14 protein-coding genes are annotated in these 15,378 nt (G+C 62.4%); 12 read left to right on the top strand and 2 right to left on the bottom strand.

Annotation, left to right across the window (positions count from 1 at the left end; translation table 11 throughout):
• The first annotated feature begins 171 nt into the window (after window positions 1-171).
• The 7 genes from KBC96_07755 to KBC96_07725 all read left to right on the top strand — a co-directional run bounded on the left by KBC96_07755 (window position 172) and on the right by KBC96_07725 (window position 6,220).
• A complete protein-coding gene (locus tag KBC96_07755; GenBank protein ID MBP6964284.1) occupies window positions 172-516 on the top strand; it encodes a histidine triad nucleotide-binding protein in 345 nt (114 codons plus the stop codon).
• A 160-nt stretch (window positions 517-676) separates the two neighbouring features.
• Window positions 677-868 (top strand): 30S ribosomal protein S21, encoded by a 192-nt coding sequence (locus tag KBC96_07750; GenBank protein MBP6964283.1) that lies wholly within the window; start codon window positions 677-679, stop codon window positions 866-868.
• A gap of 31 nt (window positions 869-899) precedes the next feature.
• Window positions 900-1,355: a GatB/YqeY domain-containing protein gene (locus KBC96_07745; GenBank protein MBP6964282.1), complete on the top strand. Its 456-nt coding sequence runs from the start codon at window positions 900-902 to the stop codon at window positions 1,353-1,355.
• A gap of 1 nt (window position 1,356) precedes the next feature.
• Window positions 1,357-3,597 (top strand): HD domain-containing protein, encoded by a 2,241-nt coding sequence (locus tag KBC96_07740; GenBank protein ID MBP6964281.1) that lies wholly within the window; start codon window positions 1,357-1,359, stop codon window positions 3,595-3,597.
• Entirely contained in the window at window positions 3,512-3,949 is a 438-nt protein-coding gene (gene ybeY / locus KBC96_07735) for an rRNA maturation RNase YbeY (protein MBP6964280.1), read from the top strand. The genes KBC96_07740 and ybeY overlap by 86 nt, the downstream gene beginning before the upstream one ends.
• A 1-nt stretch (window position 3,950) precedes the next feature.
• The gene (locus KBC96_07730; GenBank protein MBP6964279.1) at window positions 3,951-4,721 is read left to right on the top strand and encodes a diacylglycerol kinase; all 771 of its coding nucleotides are present in this window, start codon (window positions 3,951-3,953) and stop codon (window positions 4,719-4,721) included.
• A 56-nt stretch (window positions 4,722-4,777) separates the two neighbouring features.
• A complete protein-coding gene (locus KBC96_07725; GenBank protein MBP6964278.1) occupies window positions 4,778-6,220 on the top strand; it encodes an HlyC/CorC family transporter in 1,443 nt (480 codons plus the stop codon).
• 59 nt (window positions 6,221-6,279) lie between these two features.
• On the opposite strand, the gene pheA is transcribed toward KBC96_07725, so the two are convergent.
• Entirely contained in the window at window positions 6,280-7,344 is a 1,065-nt protein-coding gene (gene pheA, locus KBC96_07720) for a prephenate dehydratase (GenBank protein ID MBP6964277.1), read from the bottom strand.
• A 482-nt stretch (window positions 7,345-7,826) separates the two neighbouring features.
• On the opposite strand from pheA, the gene KBC96_07715 reads away from it, so the two are divergent.
• Entirely contained in the window at window positions 7,827-11,906 is a 4,080-nt protein-coding gene (locus KBC96_07715) for a hypothetical protein (protein MBP6964276.1), read from the top strand.
• 47 nt (window positions 11,907-11,953) lie between these two features.
• Here the strand turns inward: KBC96_07715 and KBC96_07710 are convergent, their stop codons facing one another.
• Entirely contained in the window at window positions 11,954-12,919 is a 966-nt protein-coding gene (locus KBC96_07710; protein ID MBP6964275.1) for a dienelactone hydrolase family protein, read from the bottom strand.
• Between the two features lie 141 nt (window positions 12,920-13,060).
• On the opposite strand from KBC96_07710, the gene accD reads away from it, so the two are divergent.
• Genes accD through KBC96_07690 form a run of 4 tightly spaced genes read left to right on the top strand, consistent with a single transcriptional unit; the run spans window position 13,061 to window position 15,364 of the window.
• The gene (accD, locus tag KBC96_07705; protein ID MBP6964274.1) at window positions 13,061-13,912 is read left to right on the top strand and encodes an acetyl-CoA carboxylase, carboxyltransferase subunit beta; all 852 of its coding nucleotides are present in this window, start codon (window positions 13,061-13,063) and stop codon (window positions 13,910-13,912) included.
• Window positions 13,912-14,922 (top strand): acetyl-CoA carboxylase carboxyltransferase subunit alpha, encoded by a 1,011-nt coding sequence (locus KBC96_07700; protein ID MBP6964273.1) that lies wholly within the window; start codon window positions 13,912-13,914, stop codon window positions 14,920-14,922. Before accD ends, KBC96_07700 begins: the two co-directional genes overlap by 1 nt.
• The gene (locus KBC96_07695; protein ID MBP6964272.1) at window positions 14,919-15,137 is read left to right on the top strand and encodes a type II toxin-antitoxin system HicB family antitoxin; all 219 of its coding nucleotides are present in this window, start codon (window positions 14,919-14,921) and stop codon (window positions 15,135-15,137) included. Before KBC96_07700 ends, KBC96_07695 begins: the two co-directional genes overlap by 4 nt.
• Window positions 15,134-15,364 (top strand): type II toxin-antitoxin system HicA family toxin, encoded by a 231-nt coding sequence (locus KBC96_07690; protein MBP6964271.1) that lies wholly within the window; start codon window positions 15,134-15,136, stop codon window positions 15,362-15,364. The genes KBC96_07695 and KBC96_07690 overlap by 4 nt, the downstream gene beginning before the upstream one ends.
• Window positions 15,365-15,378: the final 14 nt, after the last annotated feature.

The following is a 15,378-nucleotide window of genomic DNA, read 5'->3' as shown; positions in this document are numbered from 1 at the left end:
CGGACGGTGATCTTCTGTCGGGATATACCGACAATTACACCAGGGTGGAGTTCGAGGCGGGCGACGAGTTGATCGGCGAGATCGTGGAGGTCGAGATCGTCGGCGTTTCCGGATGCGTCGCTTCGGGAATCATAGTACGAGGGGACCGCTCGACACACGGAGGCTGACGACATGGACGGATGCATATTCTGCAAGATAGCGAATCATGAGATCGAGGTGGCCGCGCTCTACGAGGACGACGACGTCATCGCGTTTCCGGATATCAACCCGGTCGCTCCGGTGCACATCCTGGCAGTCCCGAAGGATCACATCCCGGGGATAGGGGACGTCGGCCCGGAAAACTCCGGGATCGTAGCGCGCATCTGGGAAGTCATCCCGTCGCTGGCCGCCGAGAGCGGGATCGCGGAAGACGGTTTTCGCGTCGTCGCGAACTCGGGGGACGACGCGGGGCAGAGTGTGCCGCATCTGCATTTTCACGTTCTCGGCGGCAGGCGCATGGGCTGGCCTCCGGGTTGACCTTGACATCGTTTGCATCCGGATGTATAATACTCGCAGACTGAAAGCGAATGTCGGGCAGCTGCGTCACCGCGCAGCTTGTTTTGTTAGGGAAACCGCAATCATCATTTGGCCGCCCGCCTGAGCTTTCACGACAGGCTACCGCAGAGGGGGGAAATAGTTGGCGCAGGTCCAGCTTCGACAGAACGAATCGATAGACAGCGCGTTGAAGCGCTTTAAGAAGGAGCTTCAGCAGGCCGGGATTCTCAAGGAAGCGCGCGCTCACGAGCATTACGAAAAACCGAGCGACAAAAAGCGCAAGGCCGAGAATGCCCGGAAGCGCAAGATGAGCAGAAACGCTTCCAAGTACTAGGAACTGCAGGTCCAAAGGCGCAGGCCGCACCATGTCAATGCGGGAACGATTGTCGGAAGACTTGAAATCCGCGATGAAGACGGGTGATACCCTGAGGGTCTCCGTGATCCGCCTCGCAATGTCCGAGATGCGGAACACGGAGATCTCCAAGGGCCGCGCGCTCACTGAAGAGGAATCGCTGGAAGTCTTCACGCGCGAGGGGAAAAAGCGCCGAGAGGCGATCGAACAATACGAGAAGGCCGGCAGAGCCGATCTCTCGGAAAAAGAATCGGCGGAACTTCGCATCCTCGAGGAGTATCTGCCCGAACAGCTCGAAGAAGCTGAAATCACCGGCATAGTGCAAGAGGTGATCTCGGAACTGCAAGCCGCGTCCAAGGCAGACAAGGGCAGGGTTATGTCGGCCCTTATGCCCAGATTCCGCGGCCGAGCGGACGGCAAACTGGTCAGCCAGGTAGTTGACCGCATGCTCGACGGCAGTTCCGTATGATATGACCATCTTCAAAAAACCCGTGTTTGCGGGCCTCCGAAGAAAAGACCCCGACCAGAAGAAACCGGCTCGGCGCAAGCTCGACGTGGGCCGCGTAGCGCTCGGTGTGGCCGCCACCCTGCTTCTTTCGATCCTCTTCTCCCTGCATCTTCTGCCTGACAAGGTGTCGCTGCAGGTCGGGGATGTCAGCGAGGTGCAGAGGCGCGCGCACCGCACCGTCCGCTATGTTGACTCCGTCGAGACGGAACGCCTCCGCGAGGAAGCCGTCGCCGGCGCGGACAAGGTCTACACCATTGTGCCGAGGTCGTCGGCGCAGGCCGTCGAATCCGTCTCGAGTCTCTTCGAGGTGCTTAGGCGCGCCAGGAACGACTCGTCGCTCGACGGGACGTCCCGAAAGGCCGCCTGGGTCCGCCGCAACCTCAGATGGGATTTTCCCGACGGAGCGCTGCACACGCTGCTCACTATTGACTCGGCGGCGTTCAACCAGATGGCCTCGTACACCCGGCAGGTTGCGGGCGAGGTGATGGACCGCGAGATCCGCGACGACACAGACGACGTCCGGGCGGCCCGCGAGGAGTTCCGGCGGCGCGTCGGCAACTTCTTCACGAGCCGCGACCAGATCGCCGCAGCGGAGAGCGTCGCGAACGGCGTCATACGGCCCAACCGCCTCTACGATCCCGATCGGACGAGATCGGCGAGAGAGAGGGAGCGGCTCGCCGTTCAGCCCAGGCAGCGGCAGGTCCTTGCGGGCGAGATCATCATTGACAAGGGCGAGCGCGTCACTCCCGAGCACATGGACAAGTTCCTCGCGCTCGGCCTCAGGCAGCCGCACGTGGACTACGTGAGCGTGCTCTGCATCAGCCTCCTGGTCGCGCTGGTCGTCATGTTCACCATCGCCTATCTCGCCCGATACTACCAGGGCGTCTACCGCTCCACCAGGATGATGCTCCTGCTGGCCATCATCGTCGTTTCCAGCTCTCTCGGCCTGAAGCTCGTCGGCTCCATGCTGGGCCTCAGTTTCAGCGGCGTTCAGTACGGCTACTTCATGATGATCTGGATCGCCACCGCCGCGATGCTCACCGCGATCCTCATCAACCCGTCCGTCGCGGTGCTGGTCGTGGCGTTCCTGGCCGGGATCGCGGGCGTGGCGATGAACTACGAACTCAGGTTCGTTGCCGCCTCGATCTTCAGCAGCGTGGTGGCCGTCTACGCCGTGTCGGATATCAGAAACCGCTCGGACTACATCAGGGCCGGGCTCTACGTCTGCCTCGCCAATCTCGCCATGGTCTGGCTCGTCGGAGTAATAAACGGCGACCAGCTGAAGGACCTGACCGTCGGATCCGGTTGGGCGGTCATCGGCGGCATGATCTCCATCGGCATCTTCGGCCTGGGTACGACCGCTCTCGAGAAGCCTTTCGGCATCACGACTCACATACGCCTGCTCGAGCTGCTGGACACGAACCATCCGATCCTGAGGCGCCTGTTGATGGAGGCGCCCGGCACCTACAGCCACAGCGTGTTCGTCGGAAACATCGCCGCGACCGCCGCCGAGGTCATCGGGGCCGATCCCCTGCTCGTGCGCGTCGCCTCCTATTATCACGACGTCGGCAAGATGAGGCGCCCGCACTTCTTCGTAGAGAACCAGCACGTCGAGAACATCCACGACCGCCTGAACCCGTCGCTGAGCGCGCTCGTAATACGCTCTCACATAAAGGACGGCCTGGATCTCGCCCTCGAGTACCGGCTTCCACCGGCCGTCTGCGAGCTGATGAGCCAGCACCACGGCACCAGCCTCGTGCGCTACTTCTACCAGAAGGCCGAGGAGGAGAGCGGCGTCGGCTCCACCGTCCTGGAGCATCAGTTCCGGTACGAGGGCACCAAGCCGCAGACCAAGGAAGCCGCACTCCTCATGCTCGCCGACTCGGTCGAGGCCGCCTCGCGCGCGCTTGCCAAGCCCGATATCGGCAGCATCAAGGACATGGTTCGGAAGATACTGGACGAGAGGCTGTCCGACGGCCAGTTGGACGAGTCGGAGCTTACCTTCAAGGACATCAGCCGTATTACCGAGTCGTTCGTGCGAACGCTCACCAGCATGCTGCACGCGCGCATAGAGTATCCCGATCCGCCCGGCTCGGAACCGAGGAGGCCCGGCTCCAATGGAAATACTGATAAAGAACCTGCAGTCGCTGCGGGTGAACCAGGAAAGCCTGATCAGAGTCGCGAACAAGTTGTTGCAGGTTGAGGATTTGTCGTATTCTCCCGAAATAAGTATAGTGCTCACGGACGACGAGCACATTCATCGGCTGAACAGGGACTACCGGGGGAAGGACCGCCCGACCGACGTGTTGTCCTTCCAACAGCTCGATGAGGATGAGACCGTTTCGGCGCCGGACGAGCCGGTGCTTCTCGGTGACGTGGTCATCTCCGTGGAGACCGCGGCGAGACAGGCTTCGGAGCGGGGCAAGCCGCTCGACGAGGAGCTGTCGCTTCTCGTGGCGCATGGGATTCTTCACCTGCTCGGATATGACGACGAAACCGACGAAGGCGCGGAGAAGATGCGCGAGCGCGAGGCGGCGGTTCTGGAAAGAATATAGAATGAACGAGAAGACCAAAACCCCGGCGATAAGCGACGACATACACGACTACGAGCAGGCCAAGCCGCCGGTCAGGCCGAAGACGGTCCTCGAAAGCTTCAAGTACGCCGTAGACGGCATACTCGACGTCTTCCGCACGCAGAAGCACATGCGGTTCCACTTCGTGACCGTGGTCATGGTGCTTCTCGTCGCGCTGATATTCGGGCTGGACAAGAAGGACATACTCGTCCTGCTGTTCACGATCTCGATGGTCCTCGTCGCCGAGATGTTCAACACGTCCATCGAGGCCGTCGTTGATCTCGTGACGCAGACGTACCACCCGCTCGCCAAGTTCGCCAAAGACGCGGCGGCGGGAGCGGTGCTCATCGCCACCGGGATGGCGATCCTCGTCGGATGCCTGCTCTTCCTGGGCGATCAGTCGTTCAGCCGCGTCAGCGGGGCGAGGTCGGAAGGGCCGGACAGCCTCATGAAGGTCCTGCTGGCGGGGATCGTCCTGCTGGTGCTGGTGACGATCATAAAGGCCCTGGGCTCGCGCGGGAAGCTTCTCAAAGGCGGCGTCTGCAGCGGTCATTCAGCGGCCGGGTTCTTCCTCGCGGCGACGATCCTGTACCTGTCGAAAGACGCCCTCACCGTGATAGTCGCACTGATAATGGCGCTTCTCATCGCGCAGAGCCGCGTGGAAGCGAAGATACATACCATGCAGGAGGTCGTGACCGGGGCCCTCCTGGCGATGCTCCTCTCGGCGCTCGTGTACTGGGTCACGCCGTCGTAGCGCCGGAACATCGTTCGTTCTCTGCCGTCCGCTTTCCGACTGGAGGTGTTTCGAGTTTGGGTACAGACCCCGACCCTGCTAACTTACCGCACTTGCTCGCTCTGGCGGTTCCCGATGGGACCGGCGCGGCGTATCCGGCGGCTCTCGCCCAGATCGCGCCCGTGGGAATCGCCTGGAGTGCGGTACTGATCTCGTGCCTCATACTGCTGAACGCCTTCTTCGCCATGGCGGAGATCGCGCTGGTCTCGGTCCGTAAGACGAGGATCAGGCAGTTGATCGAAGAGGGTGTCCCGTCGGCCGTGACGGTCCAGCGCCTGATGGAGAATCCCACAAGGCTTCTCGCCACCGTGCAGATCGGCGTCACGCTCGTCGGGTTCTTCGCATCGGCGGCCGGCGCCGTGACCCTCGCCCAGCCCGTGGCCGACGTCCTCGCCCGGACGGGAATCCCCTTTGTTGCGCGAAACTCGCTCGGCGTCGCCGTGTTCGTCGTCACCCTGGTCATCGGCTATCTCAGCCTCGTCATCGGTGAGATCAGCCCGAAAAGCCTCGCGCTTCAGCACTCCGAGAAGATCGCTCTGCGGTCGGCGAAGTTCCTCCTCTTCCTCTCGATCGTCCTCGCACCGCTCGTGAGGGTCGTCACCTGGTCGAGCAACATCATCGTCAGGCCGTTCGGCGGCAAGGCGAGTTTCTCGTCGCCGGTCGTCACCGAGGAGGAACTCAAGATGCTCGTCGAGGCCGGCGAGGAGGACGGGATCATCGAGGAGGAGGAGCGCGAGATGATCCACTCCATCTTCGAGTTCACCGACACCGTCGTCCGCAAGGTCATGGTCCCGCGCATTGACATGAAGACCGTGGACGTCGAATCCCCGATCGCCGAGCTTCTCGACGTCATCATGGAGGAGGGCCATTCCCGCATCCCGATCTACGAGGAGGACGTTGACCACATCGTCGGGATCGTCCACGCGAAGGACCTTCTGCGCGTTCTGCACGAGAAGTGCGGCGCGGACACGAGCATCCGCGACCTGATGCGCCCGCCCTACATCATCCCGGAGAACAAGAAGGTTGACGAACTGCTCGCGGAGTTCAAGAAGAGCAAGATTCAGCTCGCCATCGTCGTTGACGAGTACGGCGGCACGGCGGGACTCGTCACCATCGAGGACCTCCTCGAAGAGATCGTCGGCGACATCATGGACGAGTACGATGAGGAAGAGCCTCTGGTCGAGGTGATAGACGCGAACACGAGCATCGTGGACGCCCGTACGCCGATTGACGAGATCAACGAGCAGATGGACCTGCAGCTGCCCGAGGAGGAGTTCGACACCATCGGAGGCTTCGTGTTCGGTCTGTTCGGCAAGCAGCCGCACCTCGGCGAATCGGTCGAGTACGACGGCGCGGAACTCACCATCGCGGAGACGGACGGCCCCCGCATCAACAAGGTGAAGATCGTCAAGACGGGCCGCCCGGATATGGACGCGGCCGAGGTGGACTCCCGGGACTGACGTCGCCCTCCGGTCCCATTCGTCACATCTGTCCCATCCGTCCTATGCTTGCGTGGGTTCTACTCCGCCTCCGGGTAACTCCCCAGCACGATCACGAATGACGTGTGCTCCTCGAGCGCCTTCAGCGCCTTCGTCACCGGCTCGTCGGTCACGTGCCCCTGGCAGTCCATGAAGAAGACGTACTCCCACGGCGTCAGCTTCGTCGGGCGCGACTCGATCATCGTCAGGTTCACGTCGTATTTCTCGAACGCGCTCATCGCCCGGAACAGCGACCCCGACTTGTGCGCGACCGAGAACATCACCGACGTCTTGTCCTTCCCGCTCGGCGCGGGCTCGTTGCGCCCGATCACGAGGAATCGGGTCCGGTTCTGGGGGTTGTCCTCGATGTGCTCCGCAAGGAGATTCAGCCCGTACACCTCCGCCGCGAGGCTCGTCCCTATAGCCGCCGACCCCGGTTCCTCCGCCGCGACCTGCGCGGCCTTCCCGGTCGTCGAGACGTCCAAGATCTCCACGTCCGGCAGGTTCGTCCTCAGCCAGTTCCGGCACTGGGCGGCCGCCGTCGGTATCGAATAGACCCGCTTGATGCTCGACAGCTCCCTCTCTGCTGAGAGCAGATTGTGCGTGATCGGCAGGTAGATCTCGGAGCAGATCTTGAGGTCGGACTGCAGGAACGTGTCGAGCGTGTGGTTGATCACGCCCTCGGTCGAGTTCTCGATCGGCACGACGCCGTAGTCCGCGCGCTCCCGCTCGATCTCGCTGAATACGTCCGGGATCGCGTCCACCGGCACGAATGTGCTCGACGAGCCGAACTTCTGGATGCTCGCCATGTGCGTGTTCGTCGCGGGCGGCCCCCAGTAGACGACGACGACCGGCCGTTCCAGCGCTCGGGATGCGGAGATGATCTCGCGGTAGATGGCCTGCACGGCGGCGTTCGGGAGCGGCCCGCGGTTCGCGGCGGTCACCTTCTTGAAGACCTGGCGCTCGCGTTCGGGCGCGAAGAAGCTCTTCCTGGTCTTCTCCTTGTGCTTGCCGATCTCCATCGCGGTCTCGGCCCGCTTGTTCAGGAGCGCAAGCACCTCCGCGTCAATCCGGTCAATCTCTTTCCTCAGGTCGTTCAGGTCCATATCCACTCTCCGGCGAAGTGACGTGATCTCGGAATCAGTGAGCACATGATAGCACAAAGCCCGGCGGGTGCATACCACCGGGTTCAGACGAAACAGCTTGCGATCCGGGATACCAGCTACGACCCGGGATACCGGATGTCATTCTGAGCGGAGCGAAGAATCTACTCGCGCGGATCCGGATTCCTCGCCCCGCTTAGAATGATGCCGGTGTGGTATCACTACCATCGTGATCTCCTGCGTCCAAACGGCGCGCACCTCAGCGGCAGCTCACGAGTTCCTGCACATGTCGGTTCCCGTCACGCAAAGAAATCGAAGAATTCATGTTTATGGCATTGACGGGGGGGGGGGTAGAAACGTGGTATAATACAGGGAGTTAGTGTGACGCATGTGTGCTTGCACCGTCGGGCTGGGCACGCCCGGCTTACTTCATCATGTGCATGCCGTTATCTACCGAAGATCAACACAGGCCGGAGGTACGCAGGATGAGGTCATCGCTTCGTTTCACGCTCGTGTCGGTAATGCTCTTGCTCTCGTTGACGCCGGCTCTGGCTGATATCCCAGTGGAACTCGTCGGACAGAGCGGCGGCACGTGCAGTGCGGTCGCAGTCTCCGGCAATCGCGCGTACATAGGCATAGGCCCGCGCCTGGTTGTTCTGGATATCTCTGAACCCTACACGCCGGTCGAAATCGGTAAGACCGAGGTGCTGTCTGGTGTCGTGCGAGACGTAGCCCTGTCCGGTGACTACGCTTACGTGGCGGCGGGCACCCGGCTGCAGGTGGTAGACGTCTCGGCCTCGGAGTCTCCGAGTCTCGTCGGCGTTTGCGACACGACCGGGTCTGCTTTGGATGTGGCGGTGTCGGGGAACTACGCTTACGTCGCGTGCGATACCTTGTATTGGGATTTTGGTGAACTGCAGGTAGTAGATATCTCGAATCCAGCGTCTCCGATCAGGGTCTGCAAGCTCTACACGAGCGGAGATCCTCAAGGTGTCGTGGTCTCGGGGAACTACGCCTACGTGGCGGATGATGATGCTGGCCTGCTGGTAGTAGACATCTCGAATCCCCTGTCCCCGACCCTGGTCAGCGCCTGCAGCACCGGCGGCTATGCTCAAGGCGTGGTGGTCTCGGGGAACTACGCGTACGTGGCGGACGCAGGGGCCGGCCTGCAGGTGATTAACGTCTACAACCCTGCCTCTCCGATCCGAGTCGGCGTTTGCGACACGATCGGGTATGCCTCGGGCGTGGCGGTATCGGGGAATTACGCCTACTTGGTGGGCGGGTGGGCCGGCCTGCAGGTGATAGACGTTACGAACCCGGCTTCTCCGACCCAAGTCGGAGCTTACGACACAAGCGGTTCCGCCTTCGGTGTGACCATATCGGGAAGCTACGCCTATGTGGCGGACGTCTGCGATGGTCTGAAGGTGATAGACGTTGCGGACCCCGCTTCTCCGGCGCTAGTCGGAGGCTACGACACCGGCGGGTCCGCCTCCGGGGTGGCTATGTCGGGAAACCACGCCTACGTGGCGGACACTTGCCACGGAGGCCTGCAGGTGATAGACGCTGCGAACCCGGTGTCTCCGAGTCTCGTGGGCCGCTGGTGTTTTGACGACGAGGCCTCAGATGTGACGGTATCGGGGAACTATGCATACGTGGCACATGGGTGGGGTCTGCAGGTGATAGACGTTGCGGACCCGGCGTCTCCGACCTGGGTCGGTCTGTGCCGCACGACCCGGAGTGCCTTAGGTGTAGCGGTGTCGGGGGACTACGCCTACGTGGCGGACGGTTCTGCCGGCCTGCATGTGATAGACGTGTCCAGTCCGGCGTCACCCACCATCGTGGGCACCTGCTTTACGAGCGGGTCTGCGAACGACGTTGCCGTCTCGGGGATCTATGCTTACGTTTCGAACGACTATGCTGGCCTGCAGGTGATAGACGTGTCCAATCCGGCGTCTCCCACCATCGTCGGTCACACGAGCGCGTCTGCGAACGACGTTGTCGTCTCGGGGAACTATGCTTACGTTGTTGGGGACCACTTTGCTGGCCTGCAGGTGATAGACGTCTCCAACCCGGCGTCTCCTGTCAGAGTCGGCGGATGCAATACGAGCGGGTCTGGGGAAGGCCTGGTGGTCTCGGGGAACTACGCCTACGTGGCGGACGGTTCTGCCGGCCTGCATGTGATAGACATCTCGAACCCGGCGTCCCCTGTCAGAGTCGGCGGATACGACACGAGCGGGTCCGCCTTTGGCGTGGCGGTCTCGGGCAACTACGTGTATGTGGCGGACGGGTATGCCGGGCTTGAGGTGCTACTGCTGGGCGGGGAGTTCCCGCCGCCCACTATCAGCACCATCGCACCCGACAGCGGTCCGAACGTCACGACCTTCGGTGTCGCGAGCATTGCGGGTACAGGATTCTATCCAGGGGTGACCGTCAAGCTCACCAGAGCCGGGGAGAGCGACATAGTCGCTGATGGAGTGACCGTCGTCAGCCCCACGGACATCGTATGCAGATTTGACCTCGCAGCGAAGGCACCCGGTCAGTGGACCGTGATCGTCACGAACCTGGATGGGCAGTCGGCTGAACTCGACGACGCCTTCACCATCTTCGCGGTGCCGGCTCCGACTGTCACCGGAATCGCCCCGGCATCTGGAGAGGATCTGGGGACCGTTACCGTCACGGATCTTGCAGGCACCGGATTCTATCCCGGTGCGACTGCAAAGCTGTCCAGAACCGGGGAAGGCGACATCATTGCCACCGGAGTGAGCGTCATCGGCTCAACGAAGATCACTTGTACGTTCGATTTGACGGGCAGGACGCCAGGCCCGTGGAACGTGTCAGTCAGGAACGGTGACGGGCAGTCGGCTGTCCTGCCCGACGGATTCACGATCACCCAAGCGGCGGCTCCGACTGTCACCGGAATAACCCCGGCATCAGGAGAGAATCTGGGGACGGTTACCGTCACGGATCTTGCAGGCACCGGATTCTATCCCGGTGCGGCTGCAAAGCTGTCCAGAACCGGGGAAAGCGACATCATTGCTGCCGGAGTGAGTGTCATCGGCTCAACGAAGATCACCTGCGCGTTCGACCTGACTGGCAGGGCGGTGGGGCCGTGGAGCGTGGTCGTCACGAACCCGAACGGCCTGTCGAGTACTCTGACGGACGGGTTCACGGTCACTCAAGCGGCGGCCCCGACCGTCACGGGGATCACCCCGGCGTCAGGAGAGAATCTGGGGAAGGTCACCATCACGGATCTTGCAGGCACGGGGTTCTATCCGGTGGCGACCGTCAAGCTCACCAGAAGCGGCGAAAGCGACATTACTGCTTCCGGAGTGACCGTCGTCAGCCCCACGAAGATCACCTGCGCGTTCGATTTGACCGGCAGGACACCAGGTCAGTGGAGTTTGTCAGTGATGAACGGTGACGGGCAGTCGGCTTTCGTGCCCGACGGATTCACCGTCACTCAAGCGGCGGCTCCGACTGTCACCGGGACCACTCCGGCATCAGGAGAGAATCTGGGGAAGGTTACTATCACTGATCTTGTCGGCGCGGGATTTTATCCAGGGGCGACGGTTAAACTTACCAGAGCCGGAGAGAGCGACGTAGTTGCCGATGGAGTAACCGTCGTCAGTCCCACGAAGATCGTCTGCACATTCGACTTGGCGCGCAAGGCGGGTGGTCTGTGGGATATGGTAGTCACTAACCTCGACGGACAATCGGGAACGTTGACGGACGGCTTCACGGTCACTGCGATACCGTGGCCGTTCATCACCGGGATCACCCCGGCGTCCGGCCCCTGCACGGGCAGCGTCGCCATCACCAACCTCTCCGGCACCGAGTTTGAGCCCGGCGCGACTGTGAAACTCACCAGAGTCGGCAAGAGCGACATCAATGCAGCCGGGGTAACGGTCGTCAGTCCCACGAAGATCACCTGCACATTCAACCTGATCGGCAAGACACCTGGGCAATGGAACGTGGCGGTCACTAACCAGAACGGCCTTTCGGGCACGTTGGTGAACGGTTTCACGATCATGGACACTTCCGTGCCCGTGATCAACTCGGTTTCCATCAGTCCGCTGATGGTCGCGGCGACAGACACCGTATTTATCTCTACAAACGTTACGGACAACGTAGGGGTCAACGGAGTCACCGCGAACGGCACCGCGCTGACGAACACCGGCGGGAGCGTCTGGAGCGGCGATATGCCTGCCGATCCTGCTCTCGGACGGCACTTCGTGACGATAATCGCCGGCGATGCGGCGGGCAACACCACTACCAACTCCACTCGCAACTACAGAACGGCGAGAGTGCTTGGAATCACGGGTCGGGATCTGGGGACGTACGTTCTGACCGGATCGGCCAGCACTTATCTGTTCCGCGCCGTCGGCCTGGTCACCCGGATAGACGCGGACACCTTCGAACTCTATGACGGCTGGGCCGTGCCGGTCCGGGTCTCGTATGCCGCTCACGGACTGCAGACGGGAGACTACGCGACCGCACGCGGCATCTGGTCGCTCAGCGTCAGTCCGCGTGTGCTGAACGCGTCGCGCGTGACCAAGGTGCTGTAGGGTGTTTCCCAGTCAACGCACGAATGGGCCGACATCTCTACGTTACGCTAGAGGTGCCTGTCCAGCCACTCCACCGCGTTCTCGATGAACTGAGGCGTCAGGTCGCGTGAGGAGGTCTCCACGCGCGCGTCGAACCGCTCGGGGTGGCCCATCGTGCGGTAGACCATCTTCGTCTCCGCCTTCGCGCTCCGGAATCCCAGCACCGGGTACCACTCCTCGGTCACGTTGTTCTGCACCAGCAGTGGCCGGGGTGCGATCAGCGCCATCAGGTCCTGTATCCCCGCCTCTTCCAGGAATCCCGGCAGGAACGACCCGATGCACATGTGCCCCTGCGCGAAAGCGAAGTCCGTCGGCAGAGTGCCCTGGGGCGCGATCCCGCAGATCGCGCACGCCGCCTTCACCCTCTCGTCGAGCGCCGCCAGCACGTAGCACTGAACGCCGCTCCAGCACATCCCCACCGCCGCAACCCGATCGGCATCCACGTCCTCCCGCGAGCAAAGGTAGTCCAACCCCCGCATGTTCTCATAGGTCGTCAGTCCCATGTAGGTCATGCCCAGATGCTCGCAGGACTCGCCGTCAACGCAGCCGTGCGATCCGCTGACGCACTGGTTCCCCGGCCTCAGAACGACGTACCCGGCTCGGGCGAGACTGGTCGCGGTCGAGTTCACCCCCGTCTTGTCGAGGTCCCACCCGTGCAGGAGGATGACTGCCGGCAGCGGATCGGGCGTTTCGGCGGGTCGGGTCAAGACTCCGCGCATCGGGCCGCCTGTCTCCCGGTCGAAGGCGACGGCCTCCTCGATGAGCCCTTCCGCCGGGACGCTCTTGGACTCCGTGCGGGCGGCGAGCGGCGCTTCGTGCGGGGGAATGTATCCCAGCGCCTTGGTGAGATGATGACGCAGCCAGGCGCGCCGAATCTGCAACGCGTCCGGATCGGTCGGCAGATGCTTTCGGGACACGACCAGGTCTTCCGCCTGTTGAAGCAGCGAGTTCAGTGAAGGATAGTTCGATGGCATATCGGCAACGCCTCCATCCAATGCAGTATAGCATACGTATCGCTTCCCGTCCACGGTTTCCTCGCCCTTGCTTTTTCCACCCGAATCCGCTATCCTGTTCGCGCTGTTTGGACCGATTACGAAGAACCGAGGTGAGACAAATTGGCCCCTGACGGTTGGTTCCGCCGGAAATCGAAGGCTGCCGGAAAAGCCGCCAGAAAGAAACTGGACGCACTGCCGGACGGCTTGTGGACTAAGTGCCCCAAGTGCGCCGAGATCCTCTTCAGCAAGGAGTTGGAGAAGAATCTCATGGTCTGCAACAAGTGCAACCATCATCTCAAGCTGCGCGCCGCCCACCGCCTCGCAATTACCGTTGACGAGGGCAGCTTCGTCGAAACCGACGCCGACCTGATCACGGTGAACTCGCTCAACTTCCCCCAGTACGATGCCAAGATGGAGAGACTTCAGGCCGCTTGCGGCATCAACGACGGCATGGTGACCGGCGACGCGGCAATCGGCGGCCATCCCGTCGGGATCGGCGTGGCCGACTTCGCGTTCCTCGCTGGGAGCATGGGCTGTGTCTACGGTGAGAAGATCGCCCGCCTGTTCGAGCGCGGCATCGAGCGGAAGACACCCGTCGTGGTCGTCCACACATCAGGGGGCGCCCGAATGCAGGAGGGCATACTCTCCCTCATGCAGATGGCGAAGACGAGCGCCGCCGTCGCCAGGTTCAACGAGGCCGGGCTCATGTATGTCGCCGTATTCGCCGACCCCACGATGGCCGGCGTTCACGCCAGTTTCGCAATGCTTGCCGATGTAATTATTGCCGAGCCGGGCGCGCTGATCGGTCTTGCCGGTCAGAGGGTCGCCGCCCAGGCCCAGGTCACCAAAGAGCCCCCCGGATACCGGCTCGCGGAGTGGCAACTCGATCGCGGCATGGTGGACATGGTGATCCCGCGCCGCGAGATCCGCGATACGCTGACGGAACTGCTTGCGTTCGGAGGTAGGAACTGATGCCCATCACCAACGTTCTGGATTTCGAGAAGCCTCTCGCCGAACTCGATGCGGCGATTGACGAACTGAGGAGCGTCTCCGAGGCGGAGGGCATTGACCGGGCTGACGAGATCAGCGCCCTCGAGGAGAACCGCGACCGTCTCGCACGGCAGATCTTCAGCAACCTCTCGCCGTGGGACAAGACGCTCATGGCCCGCCACCCGAATCGCCCTTACTCGCTCGACTATATCCGCGTGATCTTCGACGACTTCGTTGAGCTTCACGGCGACAGGCTGTTCGCCGATGACAAGGCCGTCGTCGGCGGTGTCGGATTCCTCGACGGCAAGCCGGTGATGGTGATCGGCCAGCAGAAGGGGCGCGACATCAAGGAGCGTCAGCTCCGCAACTTCGGCAGCCTGAAGCCGGAGGGTTTCCGCAAGGCTGTGCGGTTGATGAAGATGGCCGAGAAGTTCGGGCGTCCAATCGTCGTGTTCGTGGACACGCCGGCCGCCGACTGCAGTATCGGGGCCGAGGAGCGCGGCATAAGCGAGGCCATAGCGCGCAGCATGATGGAGATGGCTCTCCTCGAGGTTCCGGTCATCGCGGTCGTCATCGGCGAAGGCGGAAGCGGCGGAGCGCTTGGGGTCGGTGTGGCCAACCGCGTGCTGATGCAGGAACATGCCATCTACTCCGTGATCCCGCCCGAGGGATGCGCCGCGATCCTCTCCGAGTTCGACCGGAATCCGGCGCGCGCTCCGGAAGCCGCCGATGCCCTCAACATCACGGCCCAGCGGAACCTCGAACTCGGCGTCATCGACGAGGTCATACCGGAACCTCTGGGAGGCGCTCACCGAAACGGCGAGCAGGCCGCGGCCGCGGTCAGGGATGCCGTGGTCAGACACCTGGCTGATCTCGAGAACATGAGCCCGCAGGAACTGGCCGAGCAGCGGTACGCGAGGTTCCGCGACATGGGCGTCTACGCTGTCGAGCCCCCCTCGGAGGACGAGTCGGTGGAGGAGGTGCCGGGATGAGGACCTTTACGGCCTATGTCGAATACGATCCCGTCAGCAAGCTGTATGTCGGCGTAGTTCCGGGCATACCTGGAGCGCACACTCAGGGCGAGACCCTCGACGAACTCCGCGACAACTTGCGCGAGGTTCTGGAGTTGTGCCTGGAGGAATATCACGGCGCCCCGGACGATCTGCCGAAGCTCGTCGGACTGCAGCAGATCGAGGTCGCTGCATGACACGGTTTCCCGCGCTGACCGCCAGGGCGCTGGAGAAGGTGCTGCTGGGGATCGGGTTCGAGGCGGTGCGGCGGCGCGGAAGTCATGTCTTCTACCGCCATCCCGATGGTCGGACGACCGCCGTTCCGCATCACGCCGGGAGGGAACTGGCTCGTCCCCTGATTCGTGAAATCCTCCGCGAGGTTGACATGTCCCCGGAGGAGCTTCAGCGACTAGTCGTCAGATAGTAGTATCACGAAAG

This window comes from Armatimonadota bacterium (assembly GCA_017993055.1).
GTDB lineage: Bacteria > Armatimonadota > UBA5829 > DTJY01 > DTJY01 > JAGONM01.
The sequence above is the reverse complement of the archived record's forward strand: the minus strand, read 5'-3'. Positions and strand labels throughout refer to the sequence as shown.